A 19383-nucleotide genomic window follows, 5' to 3' on the forward strand; every position below is an offset into this window, starting at 1 on the left:
CTATAGAGACGCATGACAGAAGAACAGACCAACAGCTACAACCAAGACAGTATCACGGTATTGAAAGGACTCGAAGCAGTCCGGAAAAGACCGTCCATGTATATCGGTAACGTGGATATCCAGGGGCTTCACCACCTGGTCTACGAGGTGGTGGACAACAGCATCGACGAAGCCATGGCAGGCTACTGCGATACCATTTCCATCGTCATCCACCCGGACAACTCCATCAGCATTGAAGACAACGGGCGTGGAATCCCCACGGGCATGCACGAGACCGAGAACATGACCGCGGCTGAGGTGGTTCTCACCAAACTTCATGCAGGGGGCAAGTTCGACGACAAGTCCTACAAGGTCTCCGGTGGTCTCCACGGCGTGGGTATCTCCGTGGTCAACGCCCTGTCGGTTTTCCTGAACCTGGAGATCTACCAGAACGGCAAGATCCACCAGATGTCCTTTGCCAAAGGGGAGAAGACCAGCGACCTTAAGGTGACGGGTGAGACCGAAAAACGCGGGACCAGGGTTCACTTCAAGGCCGACACCGAGGTGATGAACGACGACAACTTCAACCTCGATATCCTGACCAAACGGCTCCGGGAGCTGGCCTTTTTGAACAGCGGGATCCGCATCACCATCGAAGACGAACGCTCCGATGAGAAAAAGGCCTTTCACTATGAAGGGGGCCTCAAGAGCTTTGTGGAATACCTTAACCGGTCCCAGACAGCCCTTCACGAGCCCATCACCTTCGAAGGAGAGCGGGACGGGATCCAGGTGGAGGTGGCGGTTCAGTACAACGACACCTTCAACGAAAAGATCTACTCCTTTGCCAACAACATCCATACCCATGAAGGGGGGTTTCACCTCTCCGGGTTCAAAGGCGCCCTGACCCGCACGGTGAACACCTACGCCACCAGCGACAACGTGCCCAAGAACATGCAGGGCAAGATCTCCGGGGACGACACCCGTGAGGGGCTCACCGCCATCGTGAGCGTCAAGGTCCCCGAGCCCCAGTTCGAAGGCCAGACCAAGACCAAGCTGGGCAACAGCGAGGTCAAAGGGGTGGTGGAGTCCCTGGTCAACGAAAAGTTTGCCGACTTTCTCCAGGAGAACCCGTCGGTGGCCAAAAAGCTCATCACCAAAGCCGTGGAAGCGGCCCGTGCCCGGGATGCGGCCAAGCGCGCCCGTGACCTGGCCCGCAGCAAAGGCGCCCTCATCGACTCCACCCTGCCCGGCAAACTGGCCGAGTGCCAGTACTCCGAGCCCGAGTTCCGCGAGCTCTTTCTCGTGGAGGGCGACTCCGCAGGGGGCTCTGCCAAGATGGGCAGGGATCGGCGTTCCCAGGCCATTCTTCCCCTCAAAGGCAAAATCCTCAACGTGGAGAAGGCCCGGTTCGACAAGATCTTACGAAGCGATGAGATCAAAAACATCATCACCGTCCTCGGCACCGGCGTGGGCAGCGAAGAGTACGACATCGAGAAGATCAAGTACCACAAGGTGGTGATCATGACCGACGCCGACGTGGACGGATCCCATATCCGTACCCTGCTGCTGACCTTCTTCTACCGCCAGATGCCGGCCCTTATCGAGCGCGGGTACCTCTACATTGCCCAGCCCCCCCTCTACAAGGTGGGCAAAGGCAAGAGCAGCGTCTACTTAAAGGATGAAACCGGGTACCGGGACTTTATCTTCAAGCGTATTTTTGAAAACCGCAACATCACGGCAGGGGGCACCGAGATTTCAGGGGAAGCCCTTTTCAACATGCTCATGGACCTGTCCACCTTTGTTCAGGCCATGGACACCATGGAGCGCCGGGGCTACGACCGCAGGCTCCTCATGGAGATCCTCAAAGAGGGCATGATCGACAAGGCCTACCTGACGGACCGCGAGAAGATGGAAGCCTTCCGCTGCCGCGTCGTGGACAGCGGGTTTGACGTGGGCGACCTGGCCTACAACCCGGAAAGGGAGCGTTACCGCTTCTATGTGGAGAAAAAGAGCAAGGCCGACGACGACGAGGTGACCCTCCATATGGGTGGCACCATGGAGGTGGGACGTGTGCTCTTCTACTCCTCCGAATACATCGCCGCCGTCACAAGCCTTGGCAAGATCCAGGCGGTCATGGACGGGGAGGTGCTGGTCACCAACAGCGAGACCGGCGAGACGGTCCACACCGCCACAGACCCCTTTGAGCTTTTCGACCTCGTGATGAAGGACGGCAAGAAAGGGATCAACATCCAGCGCTACAAGGGTCTCGGGGAGATGAACCCGGACCAGCTCTGGGAGACCACTATGGATCCCGAGCGTCGAACCCTGCTTCAGGTGACCATCGACGACGCGGAAAATGCCGATGACATCTTTTCTCTGCTCATGGGGGAAGAGGTGGAACCCAGGCGGGCGTTTATCCAGAAGAACGCCCTTGAGGTCTCGTCCCTGGATATTTAACCGCAGGTATCCGAAGGGATACGTATTTTTCTAAAGGGCTCGTGCAAGGTCGCCGGGGTACGATGAAGGGATCACCTTTCTTTGTGTGCGGCAGGTTTTGTCCGGGCCCTTTGGTTTTTTGGGAGCGGCGTGGGATTGGACTTTTTTACCCGAAAAGAGATCAATAATGGCTGAGACCCCCACATATCGAGAACTTGAAAAGAAAATAGCCGCCCTGGAAGCGGAGCTTGACTCCCTGCGCGAAAAAGAGATCTCCCAGGAGCGCAACCGCATCTTCGGGCGCGTGGCCCATGAGTTCAACAACCTCATGATGGTGATCCAGGGGAACATCTCCATCATGCTCCACGACACGGACACGGACGACCCCTTCCACGAGCGCCTTAAAAACATGGAGCGTTACATCAGAAGCGGAACCCGCCTCACCGAAAAACTCCTCAATGTGGTGGAAAAAAGCACGGACTCCGAGGGCAAGGCTTTTTCGGTCTCGTCCCTGCCGGATGAAAGGGAACTGGCACGTCCACCGGGCGGTGCGCGCCGCGGCATGGATATCTACCGCCAGGCCTCGCCGGAGACCCACCGGGTCCTGCTTGTGGATGACGAAGCCCTTATCCTGGACGTGGGGGCCCAGATGCTGGCCAAGATCGGACTGGACGTGATCACCGCCGAAAACGGGGCCGGAGCCGTGGAACTCTACAAACGGGAGAGGGGGACCATCGACCTGGTCATCCTGGACCTCATCATGCCGGGTATCGACGGCATCGACACCTACCACCTGCTCAAAGACATCGACCCCGGGGTCAAGGTACTCATCTCCAGCGGGTACCGCAAAGACCAGCGGGTGGAAACCTTCCTCACCGAACCCAACACCGGGTTCATCAAAAAACCCTTCAGCCTCGCTCACCTCTCCGACGAAGTCCGCAAACTCCTGCGGAGCCCTTCTTAAAAACCGCCTCCGGCGGCCCTGCCGGGGGCTAAACTTTTAAAAAGTTTAATAAACAGGTTTTAAAAAATCATTTTGCGTGAATTTTTACTTTAAAGGCGGATGTGATTTGACCCGAGGAACGAGGGGTAAAGCGTATCCGCAATCTGCTTTCGAGGTGTTTTCGCAATAGTGGCTTCGCCACCCTCGCCGCCGGAGGCATGTTTTTCGCTGCTTTTTTTGTTATGTGTCAGCCTGGACGGCTCGGTTGATGTGGGCGGTGTAATCGGGTTGGGCTGATTCATAGGGCGTGCTGAACCAGCGGCTGGTGACAAAAAAGTCTGCCGAGGCCTGGTTGCAGGCGATGGGAATGTTGTGGACAGCGGAGATGCGCAGGAGGGCTTTGACGTCCACGTCGTGGGGTTGGGCGGTCATGGGGTCCCAGAAGAAGATGAGCATGTCCAGGCCGTCGTTGACGATGAGGTTGCCCAGCTCCAGGTCCCCGCCCAGGGGCCCGCTCTTCAGGCAGGTCACCTCAAGACCCACTTCCGAGGTCAGGAGTCCGCCGGTGGTGCCGGTGCCGTAGAGCTCGTGCTTTTCCAGTTCGGCTTTGTGGGTCAAGGCCCAGGCCATCATCTTGGGCTTCATCTCATCGTGCGCCACAAGGGCAATCCGTTTCCTGGCTTCCATATCTCTCCTCATTTCTGAAAAACGGTTTTCATGGTTAAACTAAGGGAAACACGCCTCCGGCGGCCCTGTCGGGGGACAAACTTTTGAAAAGTTTGACAAACAGGTTTTAAAGCATCATTTCGCGGCTACGCCGAAACAATTCAGACTCTTTCCCAGCAGTTCTTTTTTTGCGGCTTGTCACGGCGTAGCTTGTTTTTACGGACCCATAGGGTTTCCAGGTGCCCCCACCTGGGCCGCCGGAGGCTTGCTTTCTAAAAATCGATGCTTCCCGGGGTTCGGGGGAAGGCGATGACGTCGCGGATGTTGGTGATGCCGGTGAGGAGCATGAGCAGCCGCTCGAAGCCCAGGCCGAAGCCGCTGTGGGGGACTGAGCCGAAGCGGCGGGAGTCCAGATACCACCAGTACTCCTCTTCGGGCAGGTTCATGTCGGCCATGCGCTTGCGCAGGACATCTTCCCGCTCTTCCCTCTGGCTGCCGCCCACCAGCTCGCCGATGCGGGGGACCAGAAGGTCCATGGCGGCCACGGTTTCGTTGTCGTCGTTGACCCGCATGTAAAAAGGCTTGATCCCTTTGGGGTAGTTGTAGACAAAGACCGGCTTTTTAAAGTGTTCTTCGGCCAGGTAGCGTTCGTGTTCGGACTGGAGATCAATGCCGAAGGAGACCGGGTACTCGAATTTTTTCTTTGCGTTTTGAAGGATTTCCACGGCCTCTTTGTAGGGCAGGCGCTCGTAGGTGTCGTCCCGTAAGGAGGTGAGGGTGGCCATAAGGGTTTTGTCCACAAACTTGGCAAAGAGGGTGATGTCTTCGCTGCAGGTCTCAAGGACCCCTTTCACCACATACTTGATGAGGGCCTCGGCCACGTCCATGTTGCCGGCCAGGTCGCAGAAGGCCATCTCGGGCTCCAGCATCCAGAACTCGGCGGCGTGGCGGCTGGTGTGGGAGTTTTCCGCCCGGAAGGTGGGGCCGAAGGTGTAGACGTCTCCCAGGGCCAGGGCCATCATCTCAGCGGAGAGCTGGCCAGAGACGGTGAGGTTGGTCTCTTTGCCGAAAAAATCTTCGGAGGCCGGTGTGGTTCCCTTGACCGTGGTGATGCGGAACATTTCCCCTGCGCCTTCGCAGTCCGATCCGGTGATGACGGGGGTGTGGATGAGGAAAAAGCCCTCTTCCTCGAAAAAGCGGTGGATCAGGTGGCTGGTGCGGGAGCGGATGCGCATGATGGCACCGTACTTGTTGGTACGGGCCCTTAAGTGGGCGATGGTGCGCAGGAACTCGTCGCTGTGTCGTTTTTTCTGTAAGGGATAGGCGTCTCCTCCGGAGCCTCCGACGAACTCCAGGGCATGGGAGCGGATCTCAAAGGCCTGGCCCTTGCCGGGGGAGGGGACCATCTCTCCTGTGACGGCAACGGCCGCTCCGGTGGAGAGGTCGGGGAGGTGTTCGGAGCCGGGGCTGCCTGCGTCCACGATCACCTGGATGGAGGCCAGGCAGGAGCCGTCGTTGATTTCAAGAAAAGAGAACTCTTTGGTGTCGCGCCGGGTGCGGACCCAGCCTTTTATCAGGACTTTTTCCAGGGGAGCGGTTCGTGCCAGAAGCGCCTTGATTTTTGTTCGATTCATAAAACACCTGTGTGTTGGTTGGTTCGTGTAATTAAAGGTAGACCGTAGTGTAATACCCAGGCCCACCCCGGACAACAAGAAAGATTTATCACGGGGTTGTCACATATGCAGACGGCCAGAATGTTTGGCCACCGGCAGGGCCATCGGAGGCAAAAATCTAAATGCGTTAACCCTGGGGATTTAGCGTATGGTATTTTATTGAAATGTGGTCTATTATGAAATGTTTACAATTCGATGCGAAATAAAATCCTTAAGATTTCAAAAGGTTATAAAATAACGTAACATGGACAATACGACGATTCAAGACCTCCTCACCGAGGTGGCCCAACCGAGCCGGTATCTGGGGACCGAGGTGAACCGTGTGGTGAAAAACCCGGAAGCCGTGGATCTGCATATGGTGCTGGCGTTTCCGGACCTTTACGATATCGGCACCTCCCATTTCGGGATCCAGATTCTCTATGCCCTGCTTAACAAGCGGGAGAACATCTATGCCGAGCGCGTGTTTGCCCCGGCACCTGACATGGAGGCCCTGCTCAAAGAGAAGGGAGAGCCTCTCTTCTCCCTGGAGACACGGACGCCCCTGGGTGACTTTGATGTGGTGGGGTTCAGCCTCCTCTACGAGCTGAACTACACCAGCGTCCTGACCATGCTGGACCTGTCCGGGATTCCCTTCCTTGCCAAGGACCGGGATGCATCCCATCCCCTGGTGATTGCAGGGGGGCCCTGCACCTTCAACCCCGAGCCCGTGGCCGAGATTTTCGACTTTCTGATTGTGGGCGACGGTGAAGAGGCGCTGGTGGAGGTGGCCGAGGCCATTGCCGTCTGGCGCAAGAGCGGTGCGGACAAAGAGGCCCTGCTCACCCAGGTGGAGCAGATTGCCGGGGTTTACGTGCCCTCGCGATTTGATGTGAGTTACGAGGCCATGGGCGACGAAGGCGCCACTGTGGCCGTGGTCAAGCCCAGGAATCCGTCGATTCCCAGGGTGAAACGGGCCATTGTTCCTGAGCTTTCCAAGGAATCCTTTCCCGAAAAGCCGGTGATTCCCTTTGGCAAACCTGTGCATGACCGGCTTCGCCTGGAAATTTCCCGGGGATGCACCCGCGGCTGTCGTTTCTGCCAGGCCAGCATGATTTACCGGCCGGTGAGGGAGCGCAGCGTGGACGATCTCCTGAGCTTAAGCGGCGAATCCCTTGAGACCACGGGGTACAACGACATCTCCCTTCTCTCGCTAAGCACCGGGGACTACGAGCAGCTGGCCCAGCTCATGCGGGGGATCACTTCGGGGTGTTGTGCCGACGGGGAGAAGGTGGCGGTTTCCCTTCCTTCCATCCGGGCGGGCCGCCTGACCGGCGAGCTCATGGAGATCATCAAGAACGTCCGCAAGACCGGGTTTACCATTGCACCGGAAGCGGGGACCCAGCGCCTTCGGGACGTCATCAACAAGGGGATCTCCGAAGAGGACATCATCGGCACGGTTAAGAGCGCCTTTGAACTGGGCTGGACCACCATCAAGCTCTACTTCATGATCGGGCTTCCCACGGAAACCGACGAAGACCTCCAGGGTATTGTGGATTTGGTGAAGACCTTGCGCGGTCTTACCCGGAACAAGCGGGCGGTCATCAACGTGAGTGTCTCCACCTTTATTCCCAAGCCCCACTCGGTGTTTCAGTGGGAGGGGCAGATTACCCGGGACGAGGCGTGGGAGAAGATCTGCTGGCTTAAAGAGAGCCTGCGCATGCGCGGTGTGACCCTGAAGTGGGGAAGCACGGACATCAGCTGGCTGGAGGGGATCTGGTCCCGCGGGGACCGTCGCCTGACCTCCCTGTTGATCCGGGCCTGGGAGAAGGGATGCCGCCTTGACGGCTGGAGCGAGTACATGGACCTTGGGCTCTGGCGTGAGGCCGTTGAAGAGGAAGGGCTGGACTGGGACCTCCTCTGCCGTCGTCATCGCAGCCTGGACGAGCCGTTGCCCTGGGATCACATCGACTCCGGTGTCACCAAGGCCTACCTGAAGAAGGAGAGGGCAAGGGCCCTGTGTGCCTCCCTGACCCCTGACTGCCGGTACGGAAACTGTTCCGGCTGCGGGATCTGCGATTTCAAGACCATCCGCCCCGTGATCTGCGCTCCCCTGGAAGACGAGGCTCCGGCCACTCCGGTTCAGGCTTTTGAACCGGGGCCCTTCGTGAAGTACAGCCTGACCTACACCAAGGTGGGTAATGCCCGCTTTTTCGGTCATCTGGAGCTGGTCAACATCGTCACCAAGGCCTTTCGGCGAGCCGGGCTTACCATCGAAAAGTCCCACGGGTACAACCCCCGGCCCCGGATTACCTTTTCCGATCCCATGCCCCTGGGCATGGAGAGCCTGGAGGAGGCGTTCGTGGTTTCCGTGGCCTCTGAGCTCTCTTCAGGTGAGATAAAAAATAAATTGAACCAACATCTTGTTGAAGGAATAGAAATTCGGGATATCGCGCCATTTGTTAAAACCAAAGGCCCGAAAGACGATACGTTCAGATACAAGGTACAGGCGCGATCCGATCTTTTTGATGCCCATTGTTTAAGTAAATTTATGGAATTAAATAATTTTATAATTGAAAAAAAGGGCAAAAAAGGAAATATAAAAGAGGTTGATTTAAAGCTGTTTGTCAGAGGAGTGGAGATTCTCTCCCCCTCTCAGTTGACCATCGATCTCAAAGGGATTGATGGCGTGGTCATCCGTCCTGATCTCGCAGTGAAGCATATTTTCTCCCTTGCCGATGACGCCGCTGCTCACCTGGGTCTGGTAAAAATCTGCCGGATTGACGAAGTCTCTTAACCCGATAACCGAATCGTGGTCCCTATACATGTACAAGGAACTGGTTGTTAACGTAACGGAACAGGAGACCCGTGTGGCCCTCCTGGAAGATGGTAATATCGTTGAGCTTTTTGTTGAGCGCGGCGATGATACCAACATCAACGGCAATATCTATAAAGGCCGTGTGCAGCGTGTCCTGCCGGGCATGCAGGCTGCCTTTGTGGATATCGGCCTCAACCAGGCGGCCTTTATCTATGTGGACGACGTTCAGAAGAAGCAGAACATCGGGGAACATGAGGCGCCGTACAGCGAAAACGGCAACAAGGAGTTTGCTCCGGACAACACCGGCCGGCAGATTCCCATTGAAGAGCTGCTCCGAGAGGGCCAGGAGCTCATGGTCCAGGTGGTGAAATCCCCCATCGGCACCAAGGGGGCCCGCATCACCACCTACATCTCTCTGCCGGGCCGTTACCTGGTGCTCATGCCCAACGTGGATCACATCGGCATCTCCAAGCGCATTGCCAGCGAGGAGGAGCGCACCCGTCTGCGGGATCTGATCAGCGACAAGCGGGATGTCCCTTACGGATATATTTTCCGTACCGCAGGGGAGGGGATCGCCGAAGAGCAGCTCAAGCGGGAGATGGACCTTCTGGTCAACTCCTGGGAGAACATCAAGAAACGGTACCGGAGCTTTTCGGCTCCCTATCGTCTCCACCGAGACCTCACCGTGACCTTTCGGGCCATCCGGGACCTGTTGACCCACGAGGCGGACCGCCTCACCATCGACAACAAGTTCGGGTTCGATTCGGTGAACAACTTCATCCGAAAGATCATGCCCGAGCTCAAGGTGAAGGTGGAGTACTACGATCGGTCCGAGCCTATTTTTGAGGCCTTCAACCTGGAAGGGGACATCACCCGTGCCCTGAAAAAGAAGGTGTGGCTCAAGTGCGGGGGGTACATTGTCATCGAGCAGACCGAGGCGTTGACCTCCATCGACGTCAACACCGGTCGCTACGTGGGCAAGCACAACTTTGAAGAGACCATCTTCAAGACCAACCTGGAGGCGATCCGGGAAATTTCCGCCCAGGTGCGCCTCCGGAACATCGGGGGAATCATCATCCTCGATTTTATCGACATGGAGAATCTGGAGAACCGGGAGCGTGTCTTTGAGTCCTTGAAGGAGGCGTTTAAAAAGGACAAGTGCCGGACAAACATCCTTCCCATGAGCGAGATCGGGTTGGTCCAGATGACCCGAAAGCGGGTAAGAAAATCGTTGACCCGGATGCTCTGCGAGGAGTGTCCTTTGTGTTACGGGGACGGATACACCATCTCAAAAACCACCATCTCCCAGAAGATCTATCGGGAGATCCATCGTCACGCCCGGGACATGATGGGGGATATTTTTACCCTCAAGGTGAGCGAAGAGATGGCCGATTACCTGCATCGAGACGAGGTCAGCACCATCAGCGCCATAGAGTACCGGCTGGGAAAGAAAATCGAAATCTATCCCATCCGCCGTTTTCACCGTGAAGAGTTTGAACTCACCGAGAAATTCAAGTAAAATATGGCTGTTGACACCCGTCGCATTTTATGATTAAGTTACCGGGTTTATTTTAACGTCACAAAAGTGTGAAATCAAACGTAAAATAGGGGTATTCACATATGAAACGAACATTTCAGCCAAGCAACCTTAAGCGATCCAGAAAGCACGGTTTTATGAATCGTATGTCCACTCCCGGTGGTCGTCGTATTATCAAGCGCCGTCGTGCGAAGGGCCGTAAGCGCCTGTCCGCCTGATACGCACTTGATTTTTATGATGCCTTCGTTAAAGGGTAGCTCCGAGGGCCTCGTTTGGGGGATCGGCAGGCCGGAAACGGCTTGCATTATGGTCCGCCGGAACGAGGCACGACGGAGTGTACGATGATACAGGGATACATAAGACTTGCGAGCGAACGCCTTTACAAAAGAGCTGAGGATTCTCAAGAGACATCAGTTCCAGGAACTCTACCGAAAAGGGGCAGCCGTCCATAACCGCCACTTCGTTGCCAATATCCTGGAAAACAACCTTCAGACATCCCGCATAGGCATCACTGTATCAAAAAAGGTTGGGGGTGCTGTCACGCGTAACCGCATCAAACGGATTGTACGCGAGTATTTTCGGAAAAACGGTCGACACTTTTTTGAGAATCGGGATATCCAACTTATTGCCAAGCGCACAGCGGCTCAACTCAGCAATAAAGAGACCCTTTTATCCCTTGAGCATATTTTTCAAAAAATTAAAGCAAGTACTGAGTCTTAAGCAGGTCTTTGTCGGATTGATAAAGGCCTATCAGTATTTGATCTCCCCTTTGATTGGTCCCAGATGCCGTTTTTATCCCACATGTTCGGCATACGCCATTGAGGCCTATGAACGGTATGGAATCCTTAAGGGGTCCTTTTTGGCGGTGAAACGCATTCTCAAGTGCCACCCGTTTCATCCCGGAGGGTTCGACCCGCTTCCATAAAATCCTTCATCAGAGCTTCAGCACCCACCCACCGACCAGAAGAACCCGCAAACACCCGATGATCACGCCAGCCCCTCTGCGCATGAATGGTTGTGCCGTGCATCATCCGTAACATTACGAAACCGTCCAGAAGATTCCAGCGCCCGGCAACAGGCACCTTGATGTTGCACCATTTGTGAACCCACGGGGCAGGGACGGGCCATTGGCACATGAACAAGGCACCATCTTTCTTATACAAAGAAGATGAACAACGGAGAACCTAATGGAACAAGTCAGACTCTTTGCAGCAATCATTCTTTCCATCATTGTGTTTGTAGGGTGGAATTTTCTCTTTCCTCCCCAAAAGCCCGTGGACGTTCCCCAGGAGACACAGGTGGAACAACCCGTGGCCCAACCCGGGGAGCCGGCAGCAGCTGCCGTGGATATCAAGCCTGTGACGGTGGTGGCGGAAAACATCACCGTGGTGGAGTCTCCCCTTTACCGCATCGAGTTCACCAACCGCGGAGCCGCGGTGAAACGGTTCGAACTGAAGAAATACAAAGAGACCCTGAAAGGGGACGCCTTTAAAAACCTCGTGCCCGAGGGAGTGGACCGCACCTTTACCTTAACGGTGACGGGCAGCGGTGTGGAAGGCGCAGTGGACGCCCTGTTTGAAGTGGACAAGGAAAAGGTTCTGGTCGGCGAGAACGGTGCCAGCCTTACCTACCGCTGGGTCAGCGCTTCGGGCGTGGAAGTGGTCCGCAGCTTCAACTTCAACCCGGACTCCTACGACATCGGCTCCACAGTGACCCTGCGCAACGGAAGCCCCCTTGCCATCAACGATAATCTGGCCTTCGGCCTGATCTCCACGGTGGAAGGCGGCAGGACCTACGGGTTCGAAGGCCCCAGCGGTTTTGTGGACGGCCACCTCGAAAACGTCAAGGTCAAGAAGATCGAGGACAAGAACCTTTTTAAAGGGAACGTGGAGTGGGTGGCCCAGCAGAGCCGCTACTTCATGACCGCCGTCATACCCAAGGGTGTTGCCGGTACCTCCATGGCCCTGGCAGACAACAGCGGGGTGATCACCGCAGCCATGAACCTGCCCACGGGCATGATTCAGCCCGGCGGGGAGAAGACCCTCACCGTGGACATCCTGGCAGCCCCCAAGAGCTACCGCATGCTCAAGAAGCTCGATTCTTCGGTGCACAAGGCGGTGAACTTCGGCTGGTTTGACATCATCGCCAAGCCCTGCCTCAGCCTGATGAACCTGATCCACGACCATGTGATTGCCAACTACGGCATCGCCATTATCCTTTTGACCATTCTCATCAAGCTGATCTTCTGGCCCCTGGGCAACAAGAGCTACACCTCCATGCACGAGATGAAAAAGCTCCAGCCCATCATGGCCAAGCTCCGGGAGAAGTACAAAGACGACAAGCAGCGCATGAACCAGGAGGTGATGGCCCTGTACAAGACCTACAAGGTCAACCCCATGAGCGGCTGTTTGCCCCTGGTGGTACAGATGCCCATCTTTTTTGCCCTCTACCGCATGCTCTACTCTGCGGTTGAGCTGCGTCACGCTCCGTTTTTCGGATGGATCACCGACCTGTCTGCTCCGGACCGTCTCTTCCATTTCGGGTTCAACATCCCCATGATGGCCGAGCCCTCCGGGATTCCGGTCCTGACTCTTCTGATGGGTGCCACCATGTTTCTCCAGCAGAAGATGTCCCCTTCCACCGGGGATCCCACCCAGGCCAAGATGATGATGATGATGCCCCTCGTGATGACGGTTATCTTCGTGAACTTTTCATCCGGGCTTGTACTCTACTGGCTTGTAAACAACATCCTTTCGATTTCTCAGCAGTACTATATCACCAAGAAACTCTCGTAACCTCTGGAGGAGTGTATGAATTCGCTTAGGGAATTTGAGGGCAGAACCGTGGAAAAAGCCATTGATGCTGCCTTGCAGGAACTCGATATCCCGAGAGAGGAGCTGGACTACAACGTGGTGACCAAGGGGAGCGCCGGTCTGTTCGGCCTCTTCGGGGCCAAGAAAGCCAAGATCTCCGTAACCCTCAAACAGACCAGGGCCAAGCAGGGACGGGCCGCCAAATCCCTCGTGGACGAGGCCTTCGGGACTCCCAAATCCGAGGAGCGTACCACCGCGGAATCCGACGGCTTCAAAGGGGAGGACCGCACCTACGAGTACACCGAGCGGACCTTTGAAGAGGGCTTTTTCAAAGGACTCACACCTGCCGAGGCGGGCGTGGAGATTTTAAAAGAGATCGCCTCCTTTATTTCCGAGGAGTCCGAGATCGCCTACAGCGTGGAAGGAGACATCCTCACCTACAACGTCACCGGCGGCAACGCGGCCGTGATGATCGGTAAAAAAGGGCAGACCCTGGAAGCGATCCAGTACCTGTTGGATAAGATCATCAACAAGCACAGCATGGAGCGTGTGCGGGTCCAGGTGGACATCGAAGGCTACCTGGAGATGCGCAAGGAAAAACTCCGTCAGCACGCCCAGCGTATGGCTGAAAAGGTCAAGAAAACAGGCAAGCCCCACACCATCGGGCACATGTCTTCCCACGACCGCCGCATCATCCATCTTACCCTGAAGGATGACCGGGGCGTGCGCACCCAGTCCATGGGCGAGGGGTATTACCGGCGCCTTGTGATTTTTCCCAAGAGAAATAAGGGAATGCGCAATAAAAACAGATAGATAATCTGGGTTTTGACGCTATTGAAGCCCGTTTGGCCGTTCCCCGGTCAAACGGGCTTTTTTTATGGTCGCCCCGCAGGCGACGTGGTAGTTTAAATGTGATAAATTGCCTCTGTGACGTGGTCTCCCTTTGCCTCCGGCGGGTCGCTTTTTTGGAAAAAAGCTCCGCAAAAAACTTTTCTAATGTAAAAAAGGGGAAATTATTTCGGCGGAGCCTGGAAAGGCTTCCTTAAGACCTGTTTGTCAAACTTTTTAAAAGTTTGGCCCCCGGCAGGGCCGCCGGAGGCATTATGATCAGCAGGTATAACAACACAACAGCAGAAAAGAGCTATGAGCTATTTGGATCTTGATACCATTGCAGCCATTGCCACGCCCGTGGGGCGTGGCGGCATCGGCATTATAAGGGTCTCCGGCCAGAAGGCCGTTTCCATTGCCATGACCTTTTTCAGGTCCGCCTCCGGCGTCACCAACCCCAAGAGTCACCGGGTCTATTACGGCACCTTTGAGGACGGCAAGGGGGCATCCCTGGATGAGGTGATCCTTTTTTACATGAAAGGACCCAAGTCCTATACGGCTGAAGATTGCGTGGAGATCCAGTCCCACGCCAGCCCCGTGGTCATGCGTCAGATCCTGGACCTTCTCATTGAGGCCGGAGCACGCCTTGCCGAGCCCGGGGAGTTTACCAAGCGAGCCTACTTGAACGGCCGCATCAACCTCTCCCAGGCCGAGGCCGTCATCGACCTGATCAACGCCCGGACCACCACCTCCCATGAGATGGCCATCTCCATGGTCAAGGGGGAACTCGGTGAAGCTGTTGCGGGCTTGCGGGAGACCCTCAAACAGATCTCCGTTACCCTGGAAGCGATCCTTGATTTCCCCGACGACGTGGACGAAGAGATCCAGGCCGAAACCATTCGTGGTCAGCTCACCGGTACCGTGGCCCCCACCCTGGTTTCTCTCATCGACAATTTCGACCAGTCGGATATCTTCCGCCATGGAATCCGCGTGGTCATTGCAGGACCTCCCAACTCCGGCAAATCGAGCCTCCTGAACCGCCTTTCGGGTCAGGATCGGGCCATTGTCACCAATGTCCCGGGCACCACCCGGGACCTCATCGAAGAGTTTATTCACATCGACGGCATTGCCTTTCAGGTGACCGATACCGCTGGGATCCGTGACACGGAAGATCCCGTGGAGAAGATCGGCATCGAGCGGACCCTCTCCAGCATCGAGGCCTCGGATCTGGTTCTCTACCTGGTGGACGGCTCCGAAGATCTGGACACTGACTCCGTTGCTCAGATCCGCCAGCATGTGGCCTCCCGGCAGTGCCTGGTGCTGGTGAACAAGGCCGATCTGGACCCGGGGGGAGCGGCCGACGGGCTCAACGCCCAGGGCATTGAGCACCTGGTGGTCTCGGTGAAGACCGGGGAGGGGCTAACCGCTGTCAAGGAGGCGGTGGTGGCCAGGATCCTTACCCGTCTTCCCGAGGACCGCAGCGCCCTGGTTCCCAACAGACGCCAGGTGGCCCTGGTAAGAAAGGCTTTAAATAATGTGGAAAATGCTGTAGAGGGTATAGATTCTCATCTCTCTTTTGATGCCATCAGCATCGACATCCGTTCGGCCATGGACCTGATGGGTGAGATCCTGGGCGAGGAGGTTCAGGTGGATATTTTAGATGAGATCTTCAGCAATTTCTGCATTGGAAAATAGACCGGCGCCTGCGGAAGGTGGCCGGTTGTTTCACGTGAAACATTGATTACCCAGGACAAGGGCAGGACCGTCATGGGGACTGCCGACCCTTTTGGGGTGACGGCATCCTGGGCCAAAGATATAGGATGGAATGGTCATGGATTTTTCAGAGGCATTTACCCGTTACGAAACGCTGGTGGATCAGGTCGGCCAGGTGTTCACCAAGGTCAACTCAGAGTTTCCCACCGAGGTGACCTGCAAGGCCGGTTGCGACGATTGCTGCCATGCCCTGTTCGACCTCACCTTTGTGGAGGCCCTCTACATCAAAAGCAAGTTTGATGAGCACTTCACGGGCAAGGCGCGCTACGAAATCACCGAACGTGCCAACACCGTGGACCGGGCTCTGGCCAAGCTCAAGAAAGAAGCGTACAAGCGCCATGAAGCCGGAGAGACAGATGCGGCCATCATCGAAGAGGTCTCCAAAGCGCGCATGCGCTGCCCCCTTCTCGGGGAAGAGGGGACTTGCCTGATGTACGATTACCGCCCCATCGCCTGCCGGGTGTACGGGATCCCCACCTCCGCAGGGGGCCAGGGCCACACCTGCGGTCTCTCCGGTTTTGACCAGGGCAAGGCCTACCCCACCCTCAACATGGACCTGGTGTACAACCGTCTCTACAAAGTTTCAGGGGAGCTGGTGAGAAAGCTCGACTCCCGTTTCACCAAGATGGGAAGCGTGCTCATGCCCCTGTCCATGGTCCTGTTAACCGATTTCAACGAAGAGTATTTAGGGGTGGAGGTCAAGGTATGAGCACCGTCGGCATGACCCACAACGAGTTTACCGATGAGGAAGTCGAGGCCAAGAAGAAGGCCATCTTCGACTCCATGGGAAAACGGGGCCAGAAGATGATCATGAAGCAGGGCTACGAGAACTGGAACCCCTTTGGTGATCCCAAGGACCCCCTGGATATCCGGGTGGACGGCTCCGAGCGCACCGTGGATCAGCTTATCCGCGAGTTCCTGGCCGAGGTGGGTCCCGAAAATCCGTCCAATCAGTACTCCCAGTCGGTCATGGAGATGGCCATGGGGGTGATGAACAACACCGACAAGGTGCGCGCTGCCTTTGAGTTTGTTCACTGGTACGACGAGCTCTTGAAAAAAGAGGGGAAAACCCTGACCTTTGATTAACCGGGAGGTCAGTATGCCTCCGGCGGCAAGGTGTGCCACTTTTAAAACGACACTCATAAACATGTTTTTGATGACCTGTTTGTTAGACCCAAGGGAACTATTCAGCTCCCCAAAAAAGCCTCCGGCGCTCCTGCCGGGGGCCAATATTTCACCACTTTTATGGACTGGGTTTGACAAGCAGGTCTTACGAACCACGTGGACCGTCCGCAAGCTTTCGGCGAACCGACTGTTTTAACCATAACAGCCATTCAACCGGAACGTTTTTGCGGAGCTTTTTTCACTAAGCGAGTCGCCCGAGGCAAAGCAGGGAACTGTATGGAAACGATCTGTGTTGATGATGTTGTGATTGCCCATGTAAATGGGACCACCCGTTCCCTGACGCCCGCTGAGATCATGGCCACCCTCATGGCCGATCACGGCATGACCCGACGGACGGCCCGGGCCTGTCTGACCCGCTGTGTGGAGAACAACCATCTCGCCTATCGCCAGCAGCTGGGACGCACCGTGGTGGTGCCGTCCCTTAATCGGTACCATTCCCTGGTCCCGGGGGTTGTCCTGGCCCCGCCTCACCTTCCTTCCTCCACCGACGGTTCCTGTTGCATCACCATGAAAGAGGGGATCAGTTTCGGCAACGGAACCCACCCCACCACCCGTCTCTGTGCGGAGTTTATGACCACTGCACACAACAACGGTTCCCGCTGGAACCGTGCTCTGGATCTGGGAACCGGCACCGGGGTGCTCTCCCTTTTAACCATCAAGCTCGGGTGCTCCCATGTGGACGCCACGGAGATTGATCCCATTGCCATGCACGATGCCCGGGAGAACGCCGTGCTCAACGGGTACTCCCATTGCCTTCACGTCCATCACGCCGATGGGTTTTCTTCTGTCCACAACTATGATGTGGTCACAGCCAACCTGAGATACCCCACCTTGATCTCCCTGGAGGACTCCATTCATCGGTGGACTGCACCGACAGGGGATCTGGTACTGTCGGGCATCAAGTCAGGGGAAGAGGGCAGGGTGATAGAGGCTTACGCGTCTCATTTTGATATCAAAGCGCAAAAAACCCGCCAGGGGTGGGTTGGATTGCACATGAAAAAGAGCTCTCTTTGATATTTGCGCATAATTCACCGTTTTGCCCTCTTTTCTGATTATGGATGTTTGTCCCCTCAAGAGTGTGAGTTCTTGTGAATTTGGCTGTTTTCTTTGTAATATCCTGATTATATAGCTTAATAATGTCCATATTCTGGTGTTTTGTGCCCATTAAGGGCACGTTTTTCCCATTCTCTCCCTTTATCACCCTCCGACACCTTTCTACCGGATCACAACCCGTGCTATTTGAAAGCAACCAGTGAGCAGGCGCGCGATGCAGGTTGTTTTGATCTTTATGGCGCGCAACCATTCAGCTCATCTTTGCCCTGGCTTTTCTGCTGGGGGCCTTATTTTAAAACGTGTGACAAACAGATCTTCGGAGCGACCTGCAGCTGCCGAGAGCTTTCGGCGAGCCGTGTGATCTTCCCATAACGGCCATTCAACCGGAACGGTTCTGCGGAGCTTTTTTCAAGAAGCCGCCCGCCGGAGACGATTTTGAGGGGAGGTTTAACAGAGGGGTTGTTGGGGCAGAGCATGGTGTTGTGGATGGTGTTTCACGTGAAACATCATCCACAAAAAGGTGAGGGGTGCCGACCAGACCGGCCGGAAGACACCCGTAAAGAGTGGCCTTACCTCTCCATATCAGCGGCACAGGCCACGCAGTGGGTGGCTTCGGGAATGAGTCGCAGGCGGGCCAGGGGTATGGGTTCCTCGCAGGCAATACAGAGACCGTAGTCCTCATCATCCACATGGTCCAGGGCGTGTTCGAGGCGAGCGATACGCGTTTTCCTGGCTCGGGCTGAGGCTTCCCCGATGTGGCGGCTCTGCATGGCCTCCACCCGGGAGATGCGTCCGATGGCGCTGTCCGGGGTCACAGCGGGTTTGGTGTGAGCTTCGGTGGCCGCGAGCTCCTCTTTGAGCTGCGTGAGTTCATTTTCCATATGGGTTTTCAGTTCCCGGCGCTGACGTGGGGTCACAGGATATCGAGCTCCTTGAGTGTCTGAGAAAGGTTGTCTACGCCGCAGACCTGATGGGCCTTGATACCCAGGGCGCGGGCAGCGTCGATGTTGACGGGGGTATCATCGAAAAAGAGGGTCTCCTCCGGGGGCACCTGAAGGGTGTCAAGGACGTGGCAAAAGGAGGCCTTGTCCGGCTTCATGCACCCGAGTTCGTGGGAGGGAAAGTTGTGGTGAAAGAGCCGGTGAATGTGCAGGCTGTCGCAGAGGTTGTTCCAGTGAAGCTCATTGGTGTTGGAGAGGGAGGCGGTGAGGTAGTCGCCGTTGAGGCCCGCCATGAGCTCCTGAAAGCCCGGAAAAGGCTGGGTGGTCCAGGAGACAAAGGCTTCCAGAAAGGTGGGGACATCCACAGGAAGAGAGAATTCACGGATCAACTCAGCGGCAAAGGTGTCGGGTGTGATCCGACCGGTTTCAAACTCTTTCACGGCCCGGGAGTTGATCCAGAGTGTCCAGAGTTCTGTTTCCGTGTGGAGGCCCCTTGTCCACGAAAGCATCTGGTCCACGCCGGAGAGCTGGATAAAGACGCCGCCGATATCAAAGAGCAGCAGCTTGACGGGTTGGTTCATTGGGAGCACCTCAACCAGTTGGATCGCGTTGTCACGCGATGGCTTGTGTGAAGATAACCGATGACCCGGAGGAAACGAATCCATGGAGCCCTTCCGGGTGGCCGGAGGTTCACCTGCATTGTTATCAAAAAAACAAAAAAAAAGCGCCGCTTTTTCAAGCGGCGCTTTGTGTCATCAGGGG

The 19383-nt window shown here is 56.0% G+C and carries 17 protein-coding genes; 13 read left to right on the top strand and 4 right to left on the bottom strand.

Annotation, left to right across the window (positions count from 1 at the left end):
* Positions 1–12 precede the first annotated feature (12 nt).
* Together gyrB and MSL71_RS07120 are read left to right on the top strand one after the other, a co-directional pair.
* On the top strand, positions 13–2436 hold the full coding sequence (gene gyrB / locus MSL71_RS07115; protein WP_180138212.1) for a DNA topoisomerase (ATP-hydrolyzing) subunit B: 2424 nt from the start codon (positions 13–15) through the stop codon (positions 2434–2436).
* A 166-nt stretch (positions 2437–2602) separates the two neighbouring features.
* Positions 2603–3379, top strand: a complete 777-nt coding sequence (locus MSL71_RS07120; RefSeq protein ID WP_180138214.1) for a response regulator — start codon at positions 2603–2605, stop codon at positions 3377–3379.
* A 219-nt stretch (positions 3380–3598) separates the two neighbouring features.
* Here the strand turns inward: MSL71_RS07120 and MSL71_RS07125 are convergent, their stop codons facing one another.
* Together MSL71_RS07125 and asnS are read right to left on the bottom strand one after the other, a co-directional pair.
* Positions 3599–4045: a methylglyoxal synthase gene (locus MSL71_RS07125; protein WP_218950971.1), complete on the bottom strand. Its 447-nt coding sequence runs from the start codon at positions 4043–4045 to the stop codon at positions 3599–3601.
* Between the two features lie 251 nt (positions 4046–4296).
* Positions 4297–5658: an asparagine--tRNA ligase gene (gene asnS / locus MSL71_RS07130; protein WP_180138217.1), complete on the bottom strand. Its 1362-nt coding sequence runs from the start codon at positions 5656–5658 to the stop codon at positions 4297–4299.
* Between the two features lie 283 nt (positions 5659–5941).
* Here asnS and MSL71_RS07135 point away from each other — a divergent pair, with 283 nt between their 5' ends.
* The 11 genes from MSL71_RS07135 (at position 5942) to MSL71_RS07185 (ending at position 17641) form a co-directional block, all read left to right on the top strand.
* Positions 5942–8470 (top strand): TIGR03960 family B12-binding radical SAM protein, encoded by a 2529-nt coding sequence (locus MSL71_RS07135; RefSeq protein ID WP_180138219.1) that lies wholly within the window; start codon positions 5942–5944, stop codon positions 8468–8470.
* Between the two features lie 28 nt (positions 8471–8498).
* Positions 8499–10010, top strand: a complete 1512-nt coding sequence (locus tag MSL71_RS07140) for an Rne/Rng family ribonuclease (protein ID WP_180138221.1) — start codon at positions 8499–8501, stop codon at positions 10008–10010.
* 101 nt (positions 10011–10111) lie between these two features.
* Positions 10112–10246: a 50S ribosomal protein L34 gene (gene rpmH, locus MSL71_RS07145; protein WP_180138223.1), complete on the top strand. Its 135-nt coding sequence runs from the start codon at positions 10112–10114 to the stop codon at positions 10244–10246.
* Between the two features lie 145 nt (positions 10247–10391).
* Positions 10392–10748, top strand: coding sequence for a ribonuclease P protein component (rnpA, locus tag MSL71_RS07150; RefSeq protein ID WP_180138225.1), 357 nt, complete (start codon positions 10392–10394; stop codon positions 10746–10748).
* Positions 10705–10953 (top strand): membrane protein insertion efficiency factor YidD, encoded by a 249-nt coding sequence (gene yidD, locus MSL71_RS07155; protein WP_425484394.1) that lies wholly within the window; start codon positions 10705–10707, stop codon positions 10951–10953. Before rnpA ends, yidD begins: the two co-directional genes overlap by 44 nt.
* A 262-nt stretch (positions 10954–11215) precedes the next feature.
* Positions 11216–12823 carry a membrane protein insertase YidC gene (gene yidC / locus MSL71_RS07160; RefSeq protein WP_180138227.1) on the top strand — a complete coding sequence of 536 codons (1608 nt, stop codon included), beginning with the start codon at positions 11216–11218 and terminating at the stop codon, positions 12821–12823.
* A 15-nt stretch (positions 12824–12838) separates the two neighbouring features.
* On the top strand, positions 12839–13654 hold the full coding sequence (jag, locus tag MSL71_RS07165) for an RNA-binding cell elongation regulator Jag/EloR (RefSeq protein WP_180138229.1): 816 nt from the start codon (positions 12839–12841) through the stop codon (positions 13652–13654).
* Positions 13655–13984: 330 nt separating this feature from the next.
* Positions 13985–15364, top strand: a complete 1380-nt coding sequence (gene mnmE, locus MSL71_RS07170) for a tRNA uridine-5-carboxymethylaminomethyl(34) synthesis GTPase MnmE (RefSeq protein WP_180138231.1) — start codon at positions 13985–13987, stop codon at positions 15362–15364.
* 136 nt (positions 15365–15500) lie between these two features.
* A complete protein-coding gene (locus MSL71_RS07175) occupies positions 15501–16151 on the top strand; it encodes a YkgJ family cysteine cluster protein (RefSeq protein ID WP_246317735.1) in 651 nt (216 codons plus the stop codon).
* Positions 16148–16528 (top strand): hypothetical protein, encoded by a 381-nt coding sequence (locus MSL71_RS07180; protein WP_246317736.1) that lies wholly within the window; start codon positions 16148–16150, stop codon positions 16526–16528. Before MSL71_RS07175 ends, MSL71_RS07180 begins: the two co-directional genes overlap by 4 nt.
* Before the next feature lie 315 nt (positions 16529–16843).
* Positions 16844–17641: a 50S ribosomal protein L11 methyltransferase gene (locus MSL71_RS07185; RefSeq protein WP_180138235.1), complete on the top strand. Its 798-nt coding sequence runs from the start codon at positions 16844–16846 to the stop codon at positions 17639–17641.
* A gap of 608 nt (positions 17642–18249) precedes the next feature.
* Here the strand turns inward: MSL71_RS07185 and MSL71_RS07190 are convergent.
* Both MSL71_RS07190 and MSL71_RS07195 read right to left on the bottom strand, forming a co-directional pair.
* Positions 18250–18597, bottom strand: a complete 348-nt coding sequence (locus tag MSL71_RS07190; RefSeq protein ID WP_180138237.1) for a TraR/DksA family transcriptional regulator — start codon at positions 18595–18597, stop codon at positions 18250–18252.
* Complete coding sequence (locus MSL71_RS07195; RefSeq protein ID WP_180138239.1) at positions 18594–19202, bottom strand: HAD family hydrolase; 609 nt, start codon at positions 19200–19202, stop codon at positions 18594–18596. Before MSL71_RS07195 ends, MSL71_RS07190 begins: the two co-directional genes overlap by 4 nt.
* Between the last annotated feature and the right edge of the window lie 181 nt (positions 19203–19383).

The organism is Desulfoluna butyratoxydans, assembly GCF_900699765.1.
Taxonomy (GTDB): Bacteria; Desulfobacterota; Desulfobacteria; order Desulfobacterales; family Desulfolunaceae; genus Desulfoluna; species Desulfoluna butyratoxydans.